Source organism: Bacillus spizizenii TU-B-10 (assembly GCF_000227465.1).
Taxonomy (GTDB): domain Bacteria; phylum Bacillota; class Bacilli; order Bacillales; family Bacillaceae; genus Bacillus; species Bacillus spizizenii.
In genome coordinates this window covers 2895229-2918174 of the sequence record NC_016047.1, presented here as the reverse complement: position 1 = coordinate 2918174, position 22946 = coordinate 2895229, and the positions used below count along the sequence as shown (strand labels likewise).

Annotated in this window: 24 protein-coding genes and 1 other annotated feature; of the genes, 20 read left to right on the top strand and 4 right to left on the bottom strand. The window is 44.1% G+C overall.

The annotated features are described in order from the left end of the window. Positions 1–23: 23 nt before the first annotated feature. Positions 24–1214, bottom strand: a complete 1191-nt coding sequence (locus GYO_RS36595) for an MFS transporter (protein WP_014114742.1) — start codon at positions 1212–1214, stop codon at positions 24–26. Positions 1215–1397: 183 nt separating this feature from the next. Here GYO_RS36595 and GYO_RS36590 point away from each other — a divergent pair, with 183 nt between their 5' ends. The 9 genes from GYO_RS36590 (at position 1398) to thrS (ending at position 10779) form a co-directional block, all read left to right on the top strand. After that, a complete protein-coding gene (locus GYO_RS36590; protein WP_014114741.1) occupies positions 1398–1778 on the top strand; it encodes a winged helix-turn-helix transcriptional regulator in 381 nt (126 codons plus the stop codon). Between the two features lie 204 nt (positions 1779–1982). Then, positions 1983–3005 carry a glyceraldehyde-3-phosphate dehydrogenase gene (locus tag GYO_RS36585; RefSeq protein WP_014114740.1) on the top strand — a complete coding sequence of 341 codons (1023 nt, stop codon included), beginning with the start codon at positions 1983–1985 and terminating at the stop codon, positions 3003–3005. Between the two features lie 238 nt (positions 3006–3243). After that, on the top strand, positions 3244–3624 hold the full coding sequence (gene speD / locus GYO_RS36580; protein ID WP_003223584.1) for an adenosylmethionine decarboxylase: 381 nt from the start codon (positions 3244–3246) through the stop codon (positions 3622–3624). Positions 3625–3896: 272 nt separating this feature from the next. Continuing rightward, a complete protein-coding gene (gene nrdR / locus GYO_RS36575) occupies positions 3897–4355 on the top strand; it encodes a transcriptional regulator NrdR (protein ID WP_003223586.1) in 459 nt (152 codons plus the stop codon). A gap of 114 nt (positions 4356–4469) precedes the next feature. After that, a complete protein-coding gene (dnaB, locus tag GYO_RS36570) occupies positions 4470–5891 on the top strand; it encodes a replicative helicase loading/DNA remodeling protein DnaB (RefSeq protein ID WP_014114739.1) in 1422 nt (473 codons plus the stop codon). Between the two features lie 27 nt (positions 5892–5918). Next, the gene (gene dnaI / locus GYO_RS36565; protein ID WP_014114738.1) at positions 5919–6854 is read left to right on the top strand and encodes a primosomal protein DnaI; all 936 of its coding nucleotides are present in this window, start codon (positions 5919–5921) and stop codon (positions 6852–6854) included. A 33-nt stretch (positions 6855–6887) separates the two neighbouring features. Continuing rightward, positions 6888–7529, top strand: a complete 642-nt coding sequence (locus GYO_RS36560) for a TVP38/TMEM64 family protein (RefSeq protein ID WP_014114737.1) — start codon at positions 6888–6890, stop codon at positions 7527–7529. A gap of 78 nt (positions 7530–7607) precedes the next feature. After that, positions 7608–8453 (top strand): putative sporulation protein YtxC, encoded by an 846-nt coding sequence (ytxC, locus tag GYO_RS36555; protein ID WP_041521036.1) that lies wholly within the window; start codon positions 7608–7610, stop codon positions 8451–8453. Between the two features lie 394 nt (positions 8454–8847). Further along, positions 8848–10779, top strand: a complete 1932-nt coding sequence (gene thrS, locus GYO_RS36550) for a threonine--tRNA ligase (RefSeq protein WP_041521035.1) — start codon at positions 8848–8850, stop codon at positions 10777–10779. 40 nt (positions 10780–10819) lie between these two features. Here the strand turns inward: thrS and GYO_RS36545 are convergent, their stop codons facing one another. Beyond that, on the bottom strand, positions 10820–11602 hold the full coding sequence (locus GYO_RS36545) for an HAD family hydrolase (RefSeq protein WP_014114735.1): 783 nt from the start codon (positions 11600–11602) through the stop codon (positions 10820–10822). Positions 11603–11768: 166 nt separating this feature from the next. On the opposite strand from GYO_RS36545, the gene lytS reads away from it, so the two are divergent. The 4 genes from lytS (at position 11769) to lrgB (ending at position 15543) form a co-directional block, all read left to right on the top strand. Beyond that, positions 11769–13550: a two-component system sensor histidine kinase LytS gene (gene lytS / locus GYO_RS36540; protein WP_014114734.1), complete on the top strand. Its 1782-nt coding sequence runs from the start codon at positions 11769–11771 to the stop codon at positions 13548–13550. Then, complete coding sequence (gene lytT / locus GYO_RS36535; RefSeq protein ID WP_014114733.1) at positions 13528–14253, top strand: two-component system response regulator LytT; 726 nt, start codon at positions 13528–13530, stop codon at positions 14251–14253. Before lytS ends, lytT begins: the two co-directional genes overlap by 23 nt. 133 nt (positions 14254–14386) lie before the next feature. After that, a complete protein-coding gene (gene lrgA, locus GYO_RS36530) occupies positions 14387–14827 on the top strand; it encodes an antiholin-like murein hydrolase modulator LrgA (RefSeq protein ID WP_014114732.1) in 441 nt (146 codons plus the stop codon). Positions 14828–14847: 20 nt separating this feature from the next. Further along, on the top strand, positions 14848–15543 hold the full coding sequence (lrgB, locus tag GYO_RS36525) for an antiholin-like protein LrgB (RefSeq protein ID WP_014114731.1): 696 nt from the start codon (positions 14848–14850) through the stop codon (positions 15541–15543). A 31-nt stretch (positions 15544–15574) separates the two neighbouring features. On the opposite strand, the gene GYO_RS36520 is transcribed toward lrgB, so the two are convergent. Further along, positions 15575–16234 (bottom strand): hypothetical protein, encoded by a 660-nt coding sequence (locus tag GYO_RS36520; protein WP_014114730.1) that lies wholly within the window; start codon positions 16232–16234, stop codon positions 15575–15577. 451 nt (positions 16235–16685) lie between these two features. Next, positions 16686–16816, top strand: a sequence feature (ribosomal protein L20 leader region). Positions 16817–16874: 58 nt separating this feature from the next. Between GYO_RS36520 and infC the strand changes: the two genes are divergently transcribed. The 4 genes from infC to GYO_RS36495 are packed head-to-tail and all read left to right on the top strand — an operon-like array spanning position 16875 to position 18325. Then, positions 16875–17396, top strand: coding sequence for a translation initiation factor IF-3 (gene infC / locus GYO_RS36510; protein ID WP_010886591.1), 522 nt, complete (start codon positions 16875–16877; stop codon positions 17394–17396). A gap of 12 nt (positions 17397–17408) precedes the next feature. Further along, positions 17409–17609, top strand: coding sequence for a 50S ribosomal protein L35 (gene rpmI, locus GYO_RS36505; RefSeq protein ID WP_003222418.1), 201 nt, complete (start codon positions 17409–17411; stop codon positions 17607–17609). Positions 17610–17640: 31 nt separating this feature from the next. Beyond that, positions 17641–18000 (top strand): 50S ribosomal protein L20, encoded by a 360-nt coding sequence (gene rplT / locus GYO_RS36500; RefSeq protein WP_014114727.1) that lies wholly within the window; start codon positions 17641–17643, stop codon positions 17998–18000. A gap of 55 nt (positions 18001–18055) precedes the next feature. Continuing rightward, complete coding sequence (locus GYO_RS36495) at positions 18056–18325, top strand: DUF1294 domain-containing protein (protein WP_003222422.1); 270 nt, start codon at positions 18056–18058, stop codon at positions 18323–18325. 16 nt (positions 18326–18341) lie between these two features. Here GYO_RS36495 and ysdB read toward each other — a convergent pair whose 3' ends face one another. Next, the gene (gene ysdB, locus GYO_RS36490) at positions 18342–18734 is read right to left on the bottom strand and encodes a sigma W pathway protein YsdB (protein ID WP_003222423.1); all 393 of its coding nucleotides are present in this window, start codon (positions 18732–18734) and stop codon (positions 18342–18344) included. 183 nt (positions 18735–18917) lie between these two features. On the opposite strand from ysdB, the gene GYO_RS36485 reads away from it, so the two are divergent. The 3 genes from GYO_RS36485 to araA all read left to right on the top strand — a co-directional run bounded on the left by GYO_RS36485 (position 18918) and on the right by araA (position 22936). Beyond that, on the top strand, positions 18918–20003 hold the full coding sequence (locus GYO_RS36485; RefSeq protein ID WP_014114726.1) for a M42 family metallopeptidase: 1086 nt from the start codon (positions 18918–18920) through the stop codon (positions 20001–20003). Positions 20004–20157: 154 nt separating this feature from the next. Next, complete coding sequence (abnA, locus tag GYO_RS36480; protein ID WP_041521188.1) at positions 20158–21126, top strand: arabinan endo-1,5-alpha-L-arabinosidase AbnA; 969 nt, start codon at positions 20158–20160, stop codon at positions 21124–21126. Between the two features lie 319 nt (positions 21127–21445). Then, positions 21446–22936 (top strand): L-arabinose isomerase, encoded by a 1491-nt coding sequence (gene araA / locus GYO_RS36475; RefSeq protein ID WP_014114723.1) that lies wholly within the window; start codon positions 21446–21448, stop codon positions 22934–22936. The last annotated feature ends 10 nt before the right edge of the window (positions 22937–22946 follow it).

The window sequence follows — 22946 nt, the reverse complement described above, 5'->3', positions numbered from 1 at the left end:
ATTGATTTCCTCCTTTAAAATTGTCAGGCTTCCTGTTGATCCCGTTTTTCCATCAAGCGGCTCCAGCCTGTTAAGATAACTGCACCGACTACCATTAATCCGCCTATCCAAGCGGTATGAATCAGTCCGATTGAATCGGTGATCACACCCCCAAGATATGAGCCAAGCGCAATCCCTGCATTAAAGGCAGCGATATTCATCGCGGATGCGACATCAACTGCACTCGGGACAAAACGCTCAGCCAGCATGACGACATACACCTGAAGGCCGGGCACATTCATAAAGGCCAGCAATCCCATACAGAGAATGGTGATAAGGCCTGCTGTTTGATATGGAGCCGTAAATGTCAGCGTGAATAGAACGAGTGCCTGTACGATAAACATATAGAATAAAGCGGCAATCGGATTTCGGTTTGACAGCTTTCCGCCAATCATATTGCCGATTGCAATGGCAATTCCGTATACAAGCAGGATCACTGCTACAGTTCCGGCATTGAAGCCTGTTACTTCCTGAAGCAGGGGAGACAGGTACGTGAATACAACGAATGTTCCTCCGTATCCAAGAGCTGTAATGACAAATAGAAGCAATAACCGGCCGTTTGTCACAAGCTTCAATTGATCCCGCATCGTTGTTTTCGTCCCTTTTCGTAATTTGGACGGGACAAGAATGCCATTTGTAATGAAAGCAATGATTCCGACGGCGATAATGACCATAAAGGCAAAACGCCAGCCGAGCTGCTGGCCGATAAACGTGCCGAAAGGAACTCCGGTTACAGTTGCCACAGTGAGCCCTGTAAACATTATCGAAATCGCGCTAGCCCTTTTATCCTCAGGGACGATATCCGCTGCGATTGTCGAACCGATCGACATAAACACACCGTGCGAAAAAGCTGATATCACACGTGCTGCTAATAAAATCCCGATGCTTGAAGCGGTAGCGGCCATCGTATTCCCGGCAATAAAAATCAACATGATCCAAAGCAATAGCGTCTTACGTGACATGCTTGAGGTCAATGAAGTTAATATAGGTGCACCGAATGTAACGCCAAGCGCATAAAGGGAAACGGTCAATCCCGCTGTTGTGACAGGGATGTGCAGGTCATCAGAAATGAGCGGCAAAAGGCCGACGCTGATAAATTCGGTTGTTCCTATGGCGAATGCACTTACGGCCAAAGCCAGTAGTGCAGGAATGCTGCTTTTATTGGCTGAAGTCATCATGTTCCTCCTTTGTATGATGTGTTGTATGATTGAAATTCTGCCGAGTAAGCTATATAAATAAAAAAGAGCAGATTCAAATCAGCCGGCAAATGTGATTATGAAAGATATCGTCAAAAAAGAAAAGTACGTACTTTTAAGTGCTATAGTCACTTTTTAGTGCCTGTAAGGAGAGTGAACCGCATGGAGCAGAAAAAATATAACATTTCAGTTGAAGCGACTCTTGAAGTGATCGGCGGGAAATGGAAATGCGTCATTTTATGCCATCTGACGCACGGAAAAAAACGCACGAGTGAATTAAAGCGCCTGATGCCTAACATCACGCAAAAAATGCTGACCCAGCAGCTGCGCGAGCTGGAAGCGGACGGTGTCATTAACCGGATCGTGTACAATCAGGTTCCTCCCAAAGTGGAATACGAGCTTAGCGAATACGGCCGCAGCTTAGAAGGGATTTTAGACATGCTGTGTGCTTGGGGAGCGAGTCATATTAACAGAGTGTACGGGGATACATTTTCTGTGTTAGAAGAAAGTGTGCTCAATGATAAGTTAAAACAGGAGTCATAAAAAATGAGAGCAGTCAGTGCGGAACGCTGGCTGCTTTTTGGTTCTTACGCCTAATTTGTGTGCAAGAAAACATATAATGTATCATAAATTAGCGTTGTAATCGTTGATTTTTAACAATATGTACTGGCGAATCCATTTTAATGTGTTATACTAATTACAGATGACAACAAATTAGAATGACATAATCGATAAGGGGTGTCCAACATGAAGGTAAAAGTAGCGATCAACGGGTTTGGAAGAATCGGGAGAATGGTTTTTAGAAAAGCAATGTTAGATGATCAAATTCAAGTAGTGGCCATTAACGCCAGCTATTCCGCAGAAACGCTGGCTCATTTAATAAAGTATGACACAAATCACGGCAGGTACGACAAAGAGGTTGTGGCTGGTGAAGACTGCCTAATCGTGAATGGAAAGAAAGTGCTTTTATTAAACAGCCGTGATCCAAAACAGCTGCCTTGGCGGGAATATGATATTGACATTGTCGTCGAAGCGACAGGGAAGTTTAATTCAAAAGATAAAGCGATGGGTCATATAGAAGCGGGGGCCAAAAAAGTCATTCTGACTGCTCCGGGAAAAAATGAAGACGTTACCATTGTGATGGGAGTAAATGAGGACCAATTCGACGCCGACCGCCATGTCATTATTTCAAATGCGTCATGCACGACAAATTGCCTTGCGCCTGTTGTAAAAGTGCTGGATGAAGAATTTGGCATTGAGAGCGGGCTGATGACTACAGTTCACGCATATACGAATGACCAGAAAAATATTGATAATCCGCATAAAGATTTGCGCCGGGCGCGGGCATGCGGTGAATCCATCATTCCGACGACAACAGGAGCGGCAAAGGCGCTTTCGCTCGTGCTGCCGCATCTGAAAGGAAAGCTTCACGGCCTTGCCTTGCGCGTCCCTGTTCCGAACGTCTCACTGGTTGATCTCGTTGTCGATCTGAAAACTGATGTAACGGCTGAAGAGGTAAACGAGGCATTTAAACGGGCTGCCAAAACTTCGATGTACGGCGTTCTTGATTATTCAGATGAACCGCTCGTTTCGACTGACTATAATACAAATCCGCATTCAGCGATCATTGACGGGCTTACGACAATGGTAATGGAAGACAGAAAAGTAAAGGTGCTCGCATGGTATGACAACGAATGGGGCTACTCATGCAGAGTCGTTGATCTGATCCGCCATGTAGCGGCACGAATGAAACATCCGTCTGCTGTATAAAATAAGGTCATGGACGCATTTTGAAGAAAAAACCCTTAACAGCATATTTCTGAAAAAACGCACCTTGCAAATTAGACTTAAACACAGTATACTATTTTTCGTGAACTTCTTGCTTGAGACTGTTTCGGAATTACTTAAAGGGTTAGGACCTCTCCGGACTAACTTTCCCCCGTGGTAAATGGCCGACCCAGTTGTTGGAATTTCACTTTTTAATTCTTGTTAAGGGGGGTCCATGACTATGGAAACAATGGGGCGTCACGTTATCTCCGAGCTATGGGGATGCGATTTTGATAAGCTGAATGACATGGATTTTATTGAAAAAACGTTTGTAAATGCTGCTCTAAAATCAGGTGCTGAGGTGCGCGAGGTTGCATTTCACAAATTTGCACCGCAAGGCGTAAGCGGAGTTGTGATTATTTCTGAATCACACTTAACAATTCACAGTTTTCCTGAGCACGGATATGCGAGCATTGATGTTTATACTTGTGGAGACTTAGATCCTAATGTCGCTGCTGATTACATCGCAGAGGCATTACATGCTGATACAAGAGAAAACATTGAAATACCAAGAGGAATGGGGCCTGTGCAAATTAAACAGGCGCAAGCGAAAGTACTATAGTAAACACGAACACAAAGGGAGCTGAAGCTAGAAAGCCATTTTGCGCTTTTTAGCTTATGCTCCTTTTATTTTTATAAAGAAACAAGGGTGGTCCAGCTTTTTCTTTTTTCGTTTTTTTTGTAAAATAAGAAAGAGATTTTCACAAACCACCAGATGCTGTAGACACAGCTTTACACAACGGCTCTCCCGACAGATGCTTTCACATCTATTTTAAAAGGCGGAGGCTGCCGAAAATACATTGCAGGGAACGAAATAGTTGGGAGCTGATTTTATTGAAATGTCCTTCATGCCAGCATAACGGAACGAGAGTCCTCGATTCACGGCCTGTGGATGACGGAAAATCGATTCGCCGAAGACGCGAGTGTGAATCCTGCCACTACCGGTTTACGACCTTTGAGAAAGTGGAGGAAACCCCGCTCATCGTCGTGAAAAAAGAAGGTGTGCGTGAGGAATTCAGCAGAGAAAAAATGCTGCGCGGCCTCATAAAAGCATGTGAAAAAAGACCTGTTTCACTCAAAACGCTTGAAGACATGTGCTTTGATATTGAAAAAGAACTTCGCAATCAAGGCTGCTCTGAGGTGAAAAGCGAGCTCGTCGGAGAAATGGTGATGGACCGGCTGGCTAAGATTGATGAAGTCGCATATGTACGGTTCGCGTCAGTCTATCGGCAGTTTAAAGATATAAACGTCTTTATCGATGAATTAAAAGATTTAATAAAGAAAGAGCGTTAAAAGAGCTAAGAGGATTCTTCTAGCTCTTTTCTCATGTGCAAAATTGGCATTTGATAGATATGAGAAACGGTGTAAAATGAAAGGTAGAAACAAATTCGGAAGGTTTGAGAATGTATGGCTGACTATTGGAAAGATGTACTGCCTGTAGATCCGTATGTGGTCAAAAGCAGATCGATGCTGCAGGATATAGACAGACAAATTATTACACAACTGTATCAGCCCTTAATCGGCCCTGTTGCATTCTCTCTTTATATGACATTGTGGGGAGAGCTTGAACAAAACCGTCTGTGGGGCGGAGAGTCCACACATAGACAGCTGATGGGGATGACACAGTCTAACTTAAAAACGATCCATCAGGAACAGGGGAAGCTCGAAGGCATCGGATTGCTAAAAGTATATATGAAGGAATCCGAGCGGCAGGAGCGCCTCTTTATATATGAACTCCTTCCGCCGCTCAGGCCAAATGATTTTTTTGAAGACGGAATGCTGAATGTTTTTCTGTACAATAGAGTCGGAAAAACAAAATATCAGCAATTAAAACAATTTTTCACGCACCCGGCCATTTCAGAAGATGCGAAGGACATTACGCGGCCGTTTAATCATGCGTTTGAATCGCTGCAGCCGAGTGAATGGAAGCTCACATCTGATATGGAGGAAACGGTGAAACTTGCGCAGGGCACAGAGTATACTTCTGTCGGACAGGCACCGTCCTACACCATAACGGAGGATGTGTTTGATTTTGATTTGTTTTTAGCGGGACTTTCTGAGACGATGATTCCGAGAAAAGCAATGACTCAGCAGGTGCGGGACACAATCAAAAAGCTTTCTTATCTGTACGGCATAGATCCTTTGCAAATGCAAAATGTCGTGATGAGCGCGATTGATGAGCGTGACGTCATTACGACGGAGGCTTTAAGAAAAGCGGCAAGTGACTGGTATCAAATCGAAAGAAACGGACAACTGCCTGACTTAGTGGAAAAAACACAGCCGGTGCATCTGCGTGAAGGCGAAAAACCGGCGGAAGGGGATTCGCTGGACGGGAAACTGATCGCATTGCTTGAGGCGATTTCTCCGAAGAAGCTTCTGCAGGACATTGCCGACGGAACTGAGCCGTCAAAAGCTGATCTGAAAATCATAGAAGAAATTATGTTTGAACAGAAGCTCGAGCCAGGCGTTACAAATGTGTTAATTTATTACGTCATGCTGAAAACCGATATGAAGCTGTCGAAAAACTATATCCAAAAAATCGCGTCGCATTGGGCGCGCAAAAAGGTAAAAACGGTCAGAGAAGCGATGAAGCTCGCGATAGAAGAAAACCGCCAATACCTTGAATGGGCTGAAGGGAAAGCAAATCAGCCATCAAAACGAAACTCAAAAGTGATTCGCGAAGAAAAACTTCCTGACTGGATGAAAGAAAAGGAAACAGCCTCCGATTCAGAATCCGGACAGCAGAAGCTGCAACCTCAGGATTTGGAAGAACAGAAGAAAAAGATGATGGAAGAGATGCAAAAACTGAAAAAATACTCTGCCTATTAAAGACAGAGATGCGGGGTGAAGTAATAGATGGAACCAATCGGCCGTTCCCTGCAGGGCGTAACCGGCAGACCGGATTTCCAAAAACGTCTTGAACAAATGAAGGAAAAAGTCATGAAGGATCAAGATGTTCAGGCATTTTTGAAGGAAAACGAAGAAATGATTGATCAAAAAATGATTGAAAAGAGCTTAAATAAGCTTTATGAATATAGCGGACAAAGCAAGAATTGCTCCTATTGTTCAGAAGATGAAGATTGCAACAATCTGTTGGAGGGTTACCATCCGAAGCTTGTTGTCAATGGCCGTTCTATTGATATCGAGTATTATGAATGTCCGGTCAAACGGAAGCTCGACCAACAGAAAAAACAAAAGTCTCTTATGAAAAGCATGTATATCCAGCAGGACCTTCTCGGAGCGACATTCCAGCAGGTTGATATCAGTGATCCGAGCAGGCTCGCGATGTTCCAGCATGTTACGGATTTTCTGAAAAGCTATAATGAGACGGGAAAAGGGAAAGGACTGTATTTATACGGGAAATTCGGGGTAGGAAAAACGTTTATGCTCGCTGCGATTGCCAATGAACTGGCGGAAAAAGAGTATTCCTCCATGATCGTATATGTACCCGAATTTGTGAGAGAGCTCAAGAATTCGCTTCAAGACCATTCATTGGAAGAGAAGCTCAATATGGTCAAAACAACACCTGTATTGATGCTTGATGACATCGGAGCGGAATCAATGACGAGCTGGGTAAGGGATGAAGTCATCGGAACGGTGCTTCAGCACAGAATGTCCCAGCAGCTTCCGACGTTCTTTTCTTCTAATTTCTCACCTGACGAACTGAAGCATCATTTTACGTATTCGCAAAGGGGAGAAAAGGAAGAAGTAAAAGCGGCAAGATTAATGGAGCGGATATTATATTTGGCTGCTCCAATCCGCCTTGACGGAGAAAACCGCCGCCATCCGTAATCGCTGCGGTTCAAAGGGGAAGGAACTGAGGGTATGAAACGAAAAACCGCTCTTAAATGGCTGGCAGTGCTGGCCGTTGCAGGTTTAATCTTTTGGGGAAATAAAAGGTATTTGAATGTATCGCCGAAAGAGATCAGGGTATGGATATTGTCATTCGGGGTCTTTGCACCGCTGATGTTTATCGGGATATCCATCGTCAGACCTCTTGTTTTATTTCCGGTGTCTGTTATTTCTATAGCGGGCGGGCTTGCGTTTGGCCCGCTTCTCGGCACGCTTTACACGTTATTCGGTTCGATGTGCGCCTCAGCTGTTTCGTTTTTTGCAGCGGGTTTGTTTGCTGCGAAAAAGAACGGCCATTACGAAAAGCTGGAAGCCATTCAGAAGCAGATGGAGGATAACGGATTTTTTTATATCTTTCTTTTAAGAATCCTGCCGATCAATTTTGATTTCGTCAGTTATGCGGCAGGTCTTTCCAATGTCAAAGCGCTGCCATATTTTGCGGCGACGGCCGCGGGAATCATCCCTGGGACCATTGCGCTTAATGTGCTGGGTGCGAGCTTTTTGGCTGGCAATCTGCCCGCTTTCTTTATGGTGCTCGCTTTGTATATCGTGTTTATCTCGCTGCCGTTCATCTTCAGAAAGAAAATGCAAAACCTGTTCCAAGAATCAAATTAAGATTTGCCAATGACCTTTACGTCTATTTTAAAAACATCCCCCATATACTTGTAACAGATGCCGTAAGGGGGGACAAACATGCTTGAAATAATCTTTGAAGATGACCATGATGCAGCCGCTTTTTTACATCTCATTCAGCATTCGGACGATCGGAACAATATCATTGTCCGTGAAGGCATACGGAAAATCGGGATTGAAAAAGCTAAGCCGGCTTTCTCTATTCAGCATTTTATGGAGCCGATTCTGGTCAAGTTTTTTTTAGAATGCAAAGAAGACGAGCATATGCTGTCATTGATTGAGGGAACATACTGCTTCACGGACCAGGATGAACAGCAGCAAATCCTTCAGCTCGCACACAGTATTATTGAAGGAGAAGCGGACGATCTGCCGTTTGAGCCGCTAAAGCTTTCGCGGAAACAATCAATTTTGGATGAACTCCAAACGATTTGTTTAGAGGAAGGCTTATTTTCCATTCGTTCCTTTCAGACCTTCCGACTCGGACAATACTACAAGCAGCTTAGAGACATTACGGAAGCGGCGATAGATGAATATAAGATGGAACAGGAATATCAAAACTTTATTCAAACACTCAGAGACTATGTAACAGCAAAACAGCCGCGAATCAAAAAGGTGCATATTGTCCATGATGGTTCATTTACATTATGGGAACTGCGCTATGTGCCGGAACGGGAAAAAATGAAATACATAGACAGGCGATTCGTCCGCGATCATCCTATGTACATTGATTCTCATTTGCTCGCGCCGCTGATTTCCATTGCGCCTGATGAAGTGGTGCTTTACACCGACCAGCCCGAGCACATGATGGCAAGGACCATTCAAAACGTATTTCAAGAGAGAATGGAAATGCTTCCGCTGCACGCTTTTTCAGACGCAGAAATACCTGTGAAGCACTCGGAAGGATAAGGGCCGGCAGCCTGTATATATAAGGCTGTCGGTTTGAAAAAGGAAATACGATCGTGTTGATTTTTTGGATTGAACAATTTATAATACATAGGAGATTAAGAAAGACACACGTATTGATAAGGACACGAAGGAATGATACCGGCTCAAAGAGAGGGAAGCCCCGGCTGCAAGCTTCCCAGCTAAGGACCATTCACTTTACCGCCTTTGAACTTCAGCTGTGAACCCCTTTAAAGGAGCAGTAATGGCTGACGGGAACTCCCGTTACAGAGCTTAGAGCCGCAGTTGCCGGAGTATTGGCTTTGCGGAAAAAAGGGTGGAACCACGATTCCGTTTATTCAACCTCGTCCCTTTCATAGGGGGCGGGGTTTTTATATGCAAAAAAGGAGTGACATAGATGTCAGATATGGTAAAAATCACATTTCCTGATGGAGCAGTCAAGGAGTTTGCGAAAGGAACAACAACAGAAGATATCGCGGCATCCATCAGTCCGGGATTAAAGAAAAAATCATTAGCCGGAAAACTGAACGGAAAAGAAATCGATTTGAGAACACCGATCAATGAAGACGGTACAGTGGAAATCATTACTGAAGGCTCAGAAGAAGGTCTTCAAATTATGCGCCATAGTACGGCTCACTTGCTTGCTCAAGCGATTAAACGCATTTATAAAGATGTCAAATTCGGTGTCGGTCCGGTCATCGAAAACGGTTTTTACTACGATGTAGAAATGGAAGAAGCGATTACACCGGAGGATCTGCCGAAAATCGAGAAAGAAATGAAAAAAATCGTCAATGCGAACCTCCCGATCGTTCGAAAAGAAGTCAGCCGTGAAGAAGCGAAAGCCCGTTTTGCAGAAATCGGCGACGACCTGAAGCTTGAACTATTGGATGCCATTCCTGAAGGAGAAACCGTTTCGATCTATGAGCAAGGCGAATTCTTTGACCTGTGCCGCGGCGTGCACGTTCCTTCAACAGGAAAAATCAAAGAGTTTAAGCTGTTAAGCCTTGCAGGCGCATACTGGCGCGGTGACAGCAACAACCAAATGCTTCAGCGCGTATACGGCACAGCTTTCTTCAAAAAAGCTGATCTTGAAGAGCATCTTCGCATGCTTGAAGAAGCGAAAGAGCGTGACCACAGAAAGCTCGGCAAAGAATTAAAGCTGTTTGCGAACTCTCAAAAAGTCGGACAAGGCCTGCCGCTTTGGCTGCCAAAAGGCGCGACAATCCGCCGCGTCATCGAGCGCTACATTGTTGATAAAGAAATCAGCCTCGGCTATGAGCATGTATACACACCTGTGCTTGGGAGCAAAGAGCTGTATGAAACATCAGGACACTGGGATCATTATCAAGAAGGCATGTTCCCTCCGATGGAAATGGACAATGAAACCCTTGTGTTGCGTCCAATGAACTGCCCGCACCATATGATGATTTACAAACAAGACATTCACAGCTACCGCGAGCTTCCGATTCGTATTGCGGAGCTGGGAACGATGCACCGCTATGAAATGTCAGGTGCGCTGTCAGGGCTTCAACGCGTACGTGGCATGACGTTAAATGATGCACACATCTTTGTGCGCCCGGATCAAATTAAGGATGAGTTTATCCGTACAGTCCGTTTAATCCAGGATGTATATGAAGATTTCGGTTTAAGTGATTACACATTCCGTCTGTCTTACCGTGATCCGGAAGATACAGAGAAATATTTTGATGACGATGAAATGTGGAACAAAGCACAATCCATGCTGAAAGAGGCAATGGACGAAATCGGCCATGACTATTACGAAGCAGAAGGTGAAGCGGCATTCTACGGCCCTAAACTTGATGTTCAGGTGAAAACAGCGATTGGCAAAGAAGAAACATTGTCTACGGTTCAGCTTGACTTCTTATTGCCTGAACGTTTCGATCTAACCTATATCGGTGAAGACGGCAAGCAGCACCGTCCGGTTGTTATTCACAGAGGTGTCGTATCAACAATGGAACGATTTGTTGCCTTCTTAATCGAAGAACACAAAGGCGCGCTGCCAACATGGCTTGCACCTGTTCAGTTCCAAGTCATCCCGGTGTCTCCGGCTGTGCATTTAGACTACGCGAAAAAAGTGCAGGAACGCCTGCAGCGTGAAGGCCTGCGTGTAGAAGTCGACAGCCGTGATGAAAAAATCGGCTACAAAATTCGCGAAGCGCAAATGCAAAAAATTCCGTACATGCTTGTGGTCGGTGACCAAGAAGCAGAAAACGGAGCGGTAAACGTCCGTAAGTACGGAGAGCAGAACTCTGAAACCATTTCACTAGATGATTTTGTGAAAAAGGCAGTATCTGAAGCGAAAAAATAACATAAAAAAGCATGATCTCATTGAAGAGATCATGCTTTTTTTATTTCTCTAATATAGGAAACAAATCATGAAGGCTGCTGATGATGTAATCAGGCGTCACATCGGTCTCGTTTTTCTTATCTGTCCGATTAATCCAAACAGTTTTGATACCGGCTCTTGAAGCGCCTAAAATATCAGTATTCAAATTATCGCCGACCATGATCGCATCGTCTTTTTCAATATTCATCAGCTTAAGGCAGTGTTCAAAAATTGAAACATCCGGTTTCCCTTTTCCGAAAGCGCCCGAGATGACGATTTCATTGAAATAAGGGGCGAGTTCAGGCACGCCGGCGAGCTTCTCCTTTTGCAGACTCGGATCGCCGTTTGTCAAAAGCAGCAATTCATATTTGCCTTTTAATTGATCGAGTACAGCAAATGTTTCATCATATACAAAGGGGCGTTTTCTGCGCTCTGCCGCGAAAAACTCTCCCAAGTATTCGCCATATGCAGGATCATCGATGCCAAGCGCTTTCAGCCCGTTTATCCATGCGTTTCTTCTGTACTCCGGCACAATCTTGTTCAGCTTCTGAAAGCCTTCACTGATCGGTTCGGAGAAATTGGACCACAGTCCTTCAAACGGGTTAATGCCGATCATCACTGTATATGGATACGTCTCATATGACATGTACAATTCTCTCGCCGCTTCGCGAACAGCTGCTTCGAATGCCTGCGGGTCAAGGCCATATTTTTTCTCCGCCTGTAAACAAGTTTCTGCAAATGTTGTTCTGACGCTTTTTTCGTCCCAAAGTAGTGTATCGTCTAAATCAAAAAATACGGCTTTCATGATCTTCTCCTCTGCTTCAGATTCAAATCTTTCTGCCAAAAGGCTCACATTTTATTTTACAATAGATAAAAGCCTTGTGAAATATGTTTTCAGACGATTTTAAAAAAACAGTCAGCCGTGAAACGAAAACATGCTAGAATGAAAACGGAAAGAACAGGTGACATGCATGATTCATTTAATGATTATGATGCTTGAGAGGGTAGGGATTATCGTTATATTGGGCTTCATTCTCGCCCATACGAAGCTTTTCAGACAAGCTTTGCAAAATCAGGACGGCTATAAAGGAAAAGTGGTTTTAATCTCTATTTTTTCTCTCTTTAGTATCATCAGCAATTATACAGGCATCGAAATTCAAAAAAATATGATTGTAAACAATGACTGGGTGTTTGCGATAGATCCGTCGGGCTCTATCGCGAATACCCGTATTTTGGGCGTGGAAATCGGAGGCCTTCTCGGAGGTCCGTTTGTAGGAGCGGGGATCGGTATACTGGCAGGCCTGCACCGTTTTTCGCTCGGCGGCAGCACGGCCTTAAGCTGTGCGGTATCATCCGTTTTAGCGGGTGTTCTTGCAGGCTTGATCGGCAGGTATTTTACGAAGCGGTACCGAATGCCGACACCGCGTATCGCCGCTCTTGTGGGAATCGGCATGGAGTCACTGCAGATGGTGATTATATTGCTGATGGCGAAGCCATTCAGTGACGCTTGGGAGCTTGTCAGTATGATCGGGATTCCGATGATACTCATCAACGGAACAGGCAGTTTTATTTTCCTGTCGATTATTCAAGCGATCATCCGCAAGGAAGAGCAGGCAAGGGCGCTTGAAACGCACAGAGTGCTGACAATTGCTGACCAGACGCTTCCTTTTTTTCGCCAAGGTCTAAATGAAAACTCCTGTAAAAGTGTGGCGGCTATTATCCATAAGCTGACCGGAACAGATGCGGTGTCTCTCACTGACAATGAGAAGATCCTTGCGCATGTCGGCGCGGGAATGGATCACCACATCCCATCAAAAAGCTTGATCACCGGCCTGTCCAAAAAGGTGATAAAAACAGGGCAAATCATGAAGGCGATTTCCCAGGAAGAGATTGAATGCACGCATTCTGAATGTCCTTTGCATGCGGCGATTGTCCTGCCGCTGACATCAAACGGCAATACAATCGGCACTTTAAAAATGTATTTTAAAAACCCGGCTGGCCTGAGCCAAGTAGAGGAGGAGCTTGCTGAGGGGCTGGCCATGCTGTTTTCGACACAGCTTGAGCTTGGGGAAGCAGAGCTGCAAAGCAAGCTTCTCAAGGATGCTGAAATCAAAGCGCTTCAAGCACAGGTGAATCCGCATTTTTTATTTAATGCGATCAATACGATTTCTGCGTTATGCCGCACGGATGTTGAAAAAACACGTAAGCTCTTATTGCAGCTCAGTGTTTATTTTCGTTCAAACCTTCAAGGAGCGAGACAGCTGCTGATTCCGCTCTCAAAGGAGCTGAACCACCTCCACGCCTATTTATCATTAGAACAGGCGCGTTTTCCCGGGAAATATAAGATTGAGCTGAATATCGACAGCAGGCTGGAACAGACTGAAATCCCTCCGTTTGTTTTACAGGTGCTTGTGGAAAACGCGCTTCGTCATGCGTTTCCGAAAAAACAAGACATGTGCAAAGTTACGGTCTGTGTCTTATCTGATGATACATTCGTCTATATGAAGGTGACGGATAACGGACGGGGAATTCCGCCGGACATCCTGCCGGAGCTGGGAAAGAAACCGTTTCCGTCTAAGGAGGGAACCGGTACAGCGCTTTATAACCTGAATCAGCGGCTGGTCGGTTTATTCGGACAGCAAGCCGCACTGAATATCAGGAGTGAGGTTCAGAAAGGGACAGAGGTTTCCTTTCGAGTGCCAATGCAACAGATGAAAGAGGGAGAAGAACATGCTCAGGGTGTTAATAGTTGATGATGAGATGCTGGCAAGGGATGAACTGGCTTACTTGCTCAAGCGGACCAATGAGGAAATAGAAATCAATGAAGCGGAAAATATCGAATCTGCTTTTGACCAAATGATGGATCAAAAACCTGATTTGCTGTTTTTAGACGTTGATTTATCCGGAGAAAACGGTTTTGATATCGCAAAGCGATTGAAAAAAATGAAGCATCCTCCTGCTGTTGTATTTGCGACAGCGTATGACCAATATGCGCTCAAAGCGTTTGAGGTGGACGCTCTTGATTATTTAACTAAGCCTTTCGATGAGGAAAGAATTCAGCAAACGCTGAAAAAATATAAAAAAGTAAATCGGGATATCGTTGAAATAGAACAGAACAGCCATGCCGGCCAGCATAAACTCGCGCTATCTGTCGGAGAATCAATTGTAATCATAGATACGAAGGACATTATCTATGCTGGGACGGAAGATGGTCATGTCAATGTAAAAACCTTCGATACATCTTATTCGGTCAGCGATACGCTCGTTGTGATTGAGAAAAAGTTGCCTGATGCTGACTTTATCCGCGTCCATCGAAGCTTTGTCGTCAATACCGAATATATTAAAGAAATTCAGCCGTGGTTTAATTCAACGTACAATCTGATCATGAAAGACGGATCAAAAATACCGGTCAGCCGGACATATGCAAAGGAATTGAAAAAGCTGCTCCATATTTGATGGGCGGCTTTTTGCATTTCAGCCATTTGATTCTGCAACTCAGTCCCGCTATTCGGCATGTTATCTTGTAAGCGCTTCATAACAGGGGATTCTTATTTATAATGAGGGTACCAAAGAGAAAGAGGTGAAGAAAATGAGTGCTAAAAAAGTGTACGGGTTTTTAACACAAGCATTTATTTTTGCCGTCATTATGCTGGTTTCGAATATGATTGCAGCTATTGTCCCGATACCTATCCCGGCATCGGTTGTAGGGTTGGTCTTATTATTTCTTCTATTATGTTTGAAAGTCATTAAATTGGAACAAGTAGAAACGCTCGGAACGTCTTTAACCTCTCTGATCGGGTTTTTATTTGTCCCGTCAGGTATATCTGTTATGAATTCGCTAGGTGTGATGCAGCAATACGGTCTGCAAATTGTTCTTGTCATTCTGCTCGCAACGATCATTTTGCTAGGGGCTACAGGATTGTTTTCTCAGCTGATTCTTTCGCTGAGCGGAAAACGCAAATCCGCAGCGGATATGAAAACAAAAACAGTGCAAAGCCCGCAGAACAATAAAGAACTCGTTCACCATTAAGGAAACAGGAGGTTCATCAGATGGAAAGCACAATGAGTCCTTATTTCGGAATTGTCGTATCACTTGCTGCATTCGGCATCGGCACCTTTTTATTTAAGAAAACGAAAGGCTTCTTCCTTTTCACTCCTTTGTTTGTTGCCATGGTGCTTGGGATCGCATTTTTAAAAATTGGCGGTTTTTCCTATGCGGACTATCATAACGGGGGAGAAATCATTAAGTTTTTCCTTGAACCGGCGACGATCGCTTTTGCAATTCCTCTTTACAAACAAAGAGATAAGCTGAAAAAATACTGGTGGCAAATCATGTCCTCCATTATTGTCGGCTCTATCTGCTCTGTCACGATTGTTTATTTGCTCGCAAAAGGTATTCACCTTGATGCGGCAGTGATGAAAAGCATGCTTCCGCAGGCGGCTACAACGGCAATTGCGCTTCCTCTATCAAAAGACATTGGAGGCATCAGCGACATCACTGCCTTTGCGGTCATCTTTAACGCTGTAATTGTTTATGCGCTCGGAGCATTGTTCTTGAAGGTGTTTAAAGTAAAGAATCCCATTTCTAAAGGATTGGCTCTCGGAACGTCCGGACATGCACTCGGTGTAGCCGTCGGGATCGAGATGGGAGAAGTCGAAGCTGCGATGGCAAGTATTGCGGTTGTCGTAGTAGGAGTGGTAACGGTTCTTGTCATTCCTGTGTTCGTGCAGCTGATCGGAGGATAAGCCAAGGCTGAAAGCCTTGGCTTTTTCTATTTTATGGTGCGTCTTCGGGGTCGATATATCCTTGTTTAATGCCCCATTCCACTTGATCGTCATGCCACTTTTTTCGTTCTTCATAACCATAACCATCGTCATCAGGAAGCTCTGAAGCCGGCTGTTGAATGGTATCATCTGTCTGTTTCGAAGAAGATGGTGCATGTTGGCTATTAGATGAGGGTGCTTCGGTCTGCTGCCGTTGTGCTTGCGATTGCCGCTTTTTTTCAGCATTCTCTTCCTGCTCTTTTTGGATTGCTGCCTGTCTCTGTCTTTCAAGCTCAGCTTGTCTTTCAGCTTCCGCTAATCGCTGTCTCTCTGCTGCCGCCTGCCGCTCTGCCAATCGCTGTCTCTCAGCTTCTTCCTCCTGCTGTTTCTTTCGTTTCGCCTCTTGCTCTTTTTCACGTTTTTTTGCGGCCTCGATTTGTCTTTGTTTCTCTGCTTCTTCTTTTGCTTTCAGCTTTCCTAATTCAGCAGCGAGCGGACTTTCAAACTTCATTTCCAATGAAACGGGTTTTAGTTTTTTCAGCTCTAGTTCCTTTTGGTTAAATGCTACGGCTGTCTTAACCGTTTCAGCTTTTGGTTCGGAAGATGTGCTGCTATTCGAGCAACCGGTTACTATCAATGTGAAAAATAAAGCAAGCTGTATCAGTTTGTTCATGTGTCAGACTCCCTTCTGCTTGCTATATCGGTTAGGGATTAACTTTACTTTACATTTTTTCCTGTCAGTGGTTTCATGATAAACTGTGAAATAAGGAGAAGGATGGGGGAGACTATTGATTCTTCATATAACAGAATCAGGGTACACTATCCTCGGCGCATGGTCTTTATTCATGGCGGGGGTGTCAGCGGCTGGATGTGGGAAGAGCAAATCAGCTATTTTCAGCCTATCCGGGGATCGGCCACCGCTGGCTGAACCGATGTTATTCAACAGAACACTTGATGCGTGGCTAAGCCGTTCAGAAACTTTACATTCTGGATGAGGATGAAAGATTTTCTTTTTCTCTCTTGCGCTCATAGAAAACCCATGTTACAATGTAAAAGTTGTTCCGGATAAGTCGTCCTTGACTAAAGATCCGGTATTGTGTAGAATAGTTATTGAATTGAATATAAATCACAAGCAGAAGCACCCGCTTCTCACCTGATTGACACATGCATGTAGTTGGCAGGTTGACCGTACATTTTTATTGATACAGATGTTCGTAGTGTGGGTGTTTTATAATGCCCACACTTTTTGTTTGCCTGCAGAATGCAGTCAAAATGAGTTGTGAATCAATTCGAAGAAACTATGGAGGTGGCTCATTATTAGCAAAGATCAATTGGTTAATGAGGGTATCCGTGCACGTGAGGTCCGTTTGATCGGACAAAATGGCGACCAGCTTGGAATCAAGTCCCGTCAGGAAGCACTTGAAATCGCCGGCCGCGCAAATCTTGACCTTGTGTTAGTTGCAGCGAATGCAAAACCGCCTGTCTGCCGAATCATGGACTACGGTAAGTTCCGATTTGAGCAGCAGAAAAAGGAAAAAGAAGCACGCAAGAATCAAAAAATCATTAACTTAAAAGAAGTTCGGTTAAGTCCGACAATCGATGAGCATGACTTTAACACGAAATTGCGCAATGCGATTAAATTCCTTGAAAAAGGCGATAAAGTGAAAGCTTCTATCCGCTTTAAAGGACGCGCAATCACTCATAAAGAAATCGGTCAGCGTGTGTTAGACCGTTTTTCTGAAGCATGTGCTGAGGTTGCGACTGTCGAAACAAAACCAAAAATGGACGGCCGTAGCATGTTCTTAATGCTCGCGCCGAAAAACGAAAAGCAATAAGGAGGAAATCCCATGCCAAAAATGAAAACTCACCGCGGATCTGCTAAACGTTTTAAAAAGACAGGTTCTGGGAAGTTAAAACGTTCTCACGCGTATACAAGTCACTTATTCGCTAACAAATCTCAAAAGCAAAAGCGTAAGCTTCGCAAGAGTGCTGTTGTAAGTGCAGGAGACTTCAAACGTATCAAACAAATGCTTGCTAACATCAAGTAATCGGATAAGGAACAATTAGGAGGGAAATTTAATGCCAAGAGTAAAAGGCGGAACTGTTGCGCGTAAGCGTCGTAAAAAGGTTCTTAAATTAGCAAAAGGTTATTTCGGTTCAAAACATACATTATACAAAGTAGCTAACCAGCAGGTCATGAAATCTGGAAACTATGCTTTCCGTGACCGTCGTCAGAAAAAACGTGATTTCCGTAAACTTTGGATCACTCGTATCAATGCAGCTGCTCGCATGAACGGTCTTTCTTACAGCCGTTTAATGCACGGTCTTAAGCTTTCTGGTATCGAAGTAAACCGTAAAATGCTTGCTGATCTTGCTGTAAACGATCTTACTGCATTCAATCAGCTTGCTGATGCTGCTAAAGCTCAATTAAACAAGTAATCATATAGAGCCGCTCTCCAGCAGAGCGGCTTTTTTATATAAAGGATGAGGCCACATGGTTATTGCTGTCTATTTGGTGCTGATTAATCTATGCGGTTTTTGGGTGATGGGCGTTGACAAACGAAAAGCGCAGCAGCACAAATGGAGAATTTCTGAAGAACGGCTGTGGCTGATAGCGATCGTGTTTGGAGCGCTCGGTGTCTGGCTTGGCATGCAAACCTTCAGACATAAAACGAAACACACGTCTTTTAAGTACGGAGTGCCACTTCTTTTGGTCATTGAAGCGATCTTGATCGGCATTTATTACAGCCCGTTTGATTTATAAAAAGCAGAAAAGCGTTTTAACGCTCTTCTGCTTTTTTTGCGAGTTTAATGGGCTGGTCCCAGTCAATCTTACAATTCGGATAGCGTTCCAGCACTTTTTCTTCAATGTTCTCAAAATCTTTTGCAGAAAAATGTTTCAGCTTCTCAGGAGATTCTGTCCAGACAAAGATGGTGTGGATAAACAGCGGATGGTCCTTGGAAGGAATATGCTTTTCTCCTTCAAAAAGCACGCCTTTATACGTCAGCTGAAAGTTCTTTCGGGTATTGTTCTGTTCATCAATAATATAAAAATGTTCTTTTGATTGGGCCAGCTTGAGCCTTCTCTTTGGATTCGCGACATATTTGACTGCGGCATAAATACAATAAGCAAAAAGTGCAAGCAATATAATCCTTAAAACCATGACAAACATTGTGTGAAGGCACCTCCCTTATTGTGATGATCTGATGTAATACGAAGAGCATAGAAAAAGGTTTCACTTTTTTAAAAAGAAAGTTCTAAAAACATATACCCGATTTTCAAGTGAAATAGTCGTATGGTTAGCGCCAGGTTTTGTATAATAAGAAGGCAGGACTGATGAAGGAGGTTTTGAAACATGGCAAAATTAGATGAAACATTGACCATGCTGAAAGATTTAACAGATGCAAAAGGCATACCGGGCAATGAGAGAGAAGTAAGGCAAGTGATGAAATCATACATAGAACCATTTGCTGATGAGGTGACAACAGATCGGCTGGGCAGTTTAATTGCCAAAAAAACAGGTGTGCAAAACGGCCCGAAAATTATGATCGCCGGGCATTTGGACGAAGTCGGCTTTATGGTGACACAAATCACCGATAAAGGCTTTATCCGTTTTCAAACCGTTGGCGGCTGGTGGGCTCAGGTTATGCTGGCCCAGCGTGTCACCATCGTGACAAAAAAAGGCGAAATCACAGGGGTTATCGGCTCCAAGCCGCCGCATATTTTATCTCCTGAAGCGAGAAAAAAATCAGTGGAAATAAAAGACATGTTTATTGATATTGGAGCTTCAAGCCGAGAAGAAGCCTTGGAATGGGGTGTAATCCCGGGAGATATGATCGTACCTCATTTTGAATTTACGGTCATGAACAATGAAAAATTCTTACTGGCGAAGGCCTGGGACAACCGCATTGGCTGTGCGATTGCAATTGATGTGTTAAGAAACTTACAAAATACAGATCATCCAAACATTGTGTATGGTGTCGGAACCGTGCAGGAGGAAGTTGGCCTGAGGGGAGCGAAAACGGCTGCGCATACCATTCAGCCTGATATTGCGTTTGGTGTTGATGTAGGAATAGCAGGAGACACGCCTGGCATTTCCGAGAAGGAAGCGCAAAGCAAAATGGGTAAAGGCCCGCAGATTATCGTTTACGATGCATCCATGGTCTCTCATAAAGGCTTGCGCGATGTAGTTGTCGCTACCGCAGAGGAAGCAGGCATTCCGTACCAGTTTGATGCCATCGCCGGCGGCGGAACAGATTCGGGAGCCATCCATTTGACGGCAAATGGCGTTCCTGCGCTCTCTATTACCATTGCAACCCGCTACATTCATACGCACGCGGCCATGCTGCACCGTGATGATTATGAAAACGCGGTCAAATTAATTACAGAAGTGATTAAGAAATTAGACCGAAAGACAGTTGACCAAATCACATATGAATAAAAACCATCAGAATCCGCTGTAAAAGGCGGATTCTATTTTTTTGTCTGTACAAATTCAATAAGCAACTCTACAATAAGGATATATATAGAAAATTTGTGCTAGTCTGGATGATAGACAAGTTTTCTATATTCCAAAAAAGGGGGATTTGATGAATATGAAAAAGAAAGCGTTTTCTGGATTATTGCGTTTTTCTTGTGCAGCTTTAACAGCTGGTGCTGTAATGTTGTCCGCTTTACCGGCATCAGCGGCTTTTTGGGGGGCATCGAACGAGCTTCTGCATGATCCGACAATGGCAAAAGAAGGGAATACTTGGTATGCTTTTGGGACAGGTCTTGCTGAGGAAAACGGATTACGTGTTCTAAAAGCGGACAGTAACGGAGTATGGAGGGTTCAAAAGTCAATTTTCACTAGTCCTTTATCTTGGTGGAAGCAATATGTGCCTAATTACGAACGAAACCAATGGGCACCGGATGTGACATACTACAACGGAAAGTACTGGCTTTACTATTCAGTTTCTTCATTTGGCAGCAATACCTCTTTAATTGGGCTTGCTTCAACTACAAGTCTCAGTTCGGGCAGCTGGAAGGATGAGGGACTTGTTACTCGGTCGACAAGTGCCAATAATTACAATGCCATTGATCCTGAATTAACTATTGATAAAGATGGAAACCCTTGGCTAGCATTTGGTTCATTTTGGGGCGGAATTAAATTAACAAAATTAAATAAATCTACGATGAAACCAACCGGTTCATTATATTCGATAGCGGCCAGACCAAATAACGGCGGCGCTCTGGAAGCCCCTACATTAACATACAATAATGGCTACTATTACTTAATGGTTTCATTCGATAAATGCTGTCAAGGCGTAAATAGTACGTACAAAATTGCTTACGGCAGATCGAAAAATATTACAGGTCCTTATGTAGACAGAAACGGTAAAAGCATGATGGACGGAGGAGGTACGATTCTTGATGCCGGCAATGAACAGTGGAAAGGGCCGGGCGGACAGGATATCGTAAACGGGAACATACTCGTGCGTCATGCTTATGATGCAAAAGACAACGGCACTCCAAAGATGTTAATCAATGATTTGAATTGGAGCTCAGGCTGGCCGTCTTATTAAGAGAAAGCTTAATCATGCACATCTTATCATCTTTGTTTAGCCCTGATACATCAGGGCTTTTTCTAATGGAAAAACGAATCGGAAGATTGATTGACAGAGCAATCGTAGTTCTTAAGAACACGTTTTTTTACCTGAAAACCTAGGTAACGAATCATTTCTTTTTGTAAAAGAATACAAAAATGATTGACAGTAAATAAACCTACTAATATAATAAAGTTGTTCGTACAAATTAATTGAAAATAGTTTATTTTTTGTTATTAGTCCGTATCTGTTTGGGTAATTGAAAGCGTTTTACTATAGGAAGAAAGGGGCAGTTTACATGCTTCAGACAAAGGATTATGAATTCTGGTTTGTAACAGGAAGCCAGCACCTATACGGGGAAGAGACTCTGGAACTGGTCGATCAGCATGCGAAAAGCATTTGTGAGGGGCTTAGCGGGGTTTCTTCTAGATATAAAATCACTCACAAGCCTGTCGTCACTTCATCGGAAACCATCAGACAACTGTTAAGAGAAGCGGAGTACAGTGAGACATGCGCGGGCATCATTACATGGATGCACACATTTTCTCCCGCGAAAATGTGGATAGAAGGCCTTTCTTCTTATCAAAAACCGCTTATGCATCTGCATACTCAATATAATCGCGATATTCCGTGGGGTACGATTGACATGGATTTTATGAACAGCAACCAATCCGCACATGGCGATCGTGAGTATGGTTACATCAACTCGAGAATGGGGCTGAGCCGAAAAGTCGTTGCCGGTTACTGGGATGATGAAGAAGTGAAGAAAGAGATTTCACAGTGGATGGATACGGCGGCTGCATTAAATGAAAGCCGACATATTAAGGTTGCCAGATTCGGAGATAACATGCGTCACGTCGCGGTAACGGACGGAGACAAGGTGGGGGCGCATATTCAATTTGGCTGGCAAGTTGACGGATATGGCATCGGAGACCTTGTTGAAGTGATGAACCGAATTACGGACGACGAGGTTGACACGCTTTATGCGGAGTATGACAGGCTTTATGTCATCAGCGAGGAAACAAAACGCGACGAAGCAAAGGTAGCGTCGATTAAAGAACAGGCGAAAATTGAACTTGGCTTAACCACATTCCTTGAACAAGGCGGATACTCAGCTTTTACGACATCGTTTGAAGTGCTGCACGGAATGAAACAGCTGCCGGGACTTGCTGTTCAGCGCCTGATGGAGAAAGGCTACGGGTTCGCAGGTGAAGGAGATTGGAAGACAGCGGCTCTTGTACGGATGATGAAAATCATGTCTCAAGGAAAAAGAACGTCCTTCATGGAAGATTATACGTATCATTTTGAACCGGGAAATGAAATGATTCTGGGTTCACATATGCTTGAAGTGTGTCCGACTGTCGCTTTGGATCAGCCGAAAATTGAGGTTCATCCGCTTTCTATCGGCGGAAAAGAGGACCCTGCACGTTTTGTATTTAACGGCATCAGCGGTTCAGCCATTCAAGCAAGCCTTGTTGATATTGGTGGGCGTTTCCGTCTTGTTTTGAATGAGGTCAACGGACAGGAAATTGAAAAAGACATGCCGAATCTGCCGGTGGCCCGTGTTCTCTGGAAGCCGGAGCCGTCATTGAAAACAGCGGCGGAGGCATGGATTTTAGCCGGCGGCGCACACCACACCTGCTTGTCTTATGAACTGACAGTAGAGCAAATGCTCGATTGGGCGGAAATGGCGGGGATCGAAAGTGTTCTCATTTCCCGTGATACGACAATTCACAAGCTGAAACACGAATTAAAATGGAACGAGGCGCTTTACCGGCTTCAAAAGTAGAGAGGGGGAT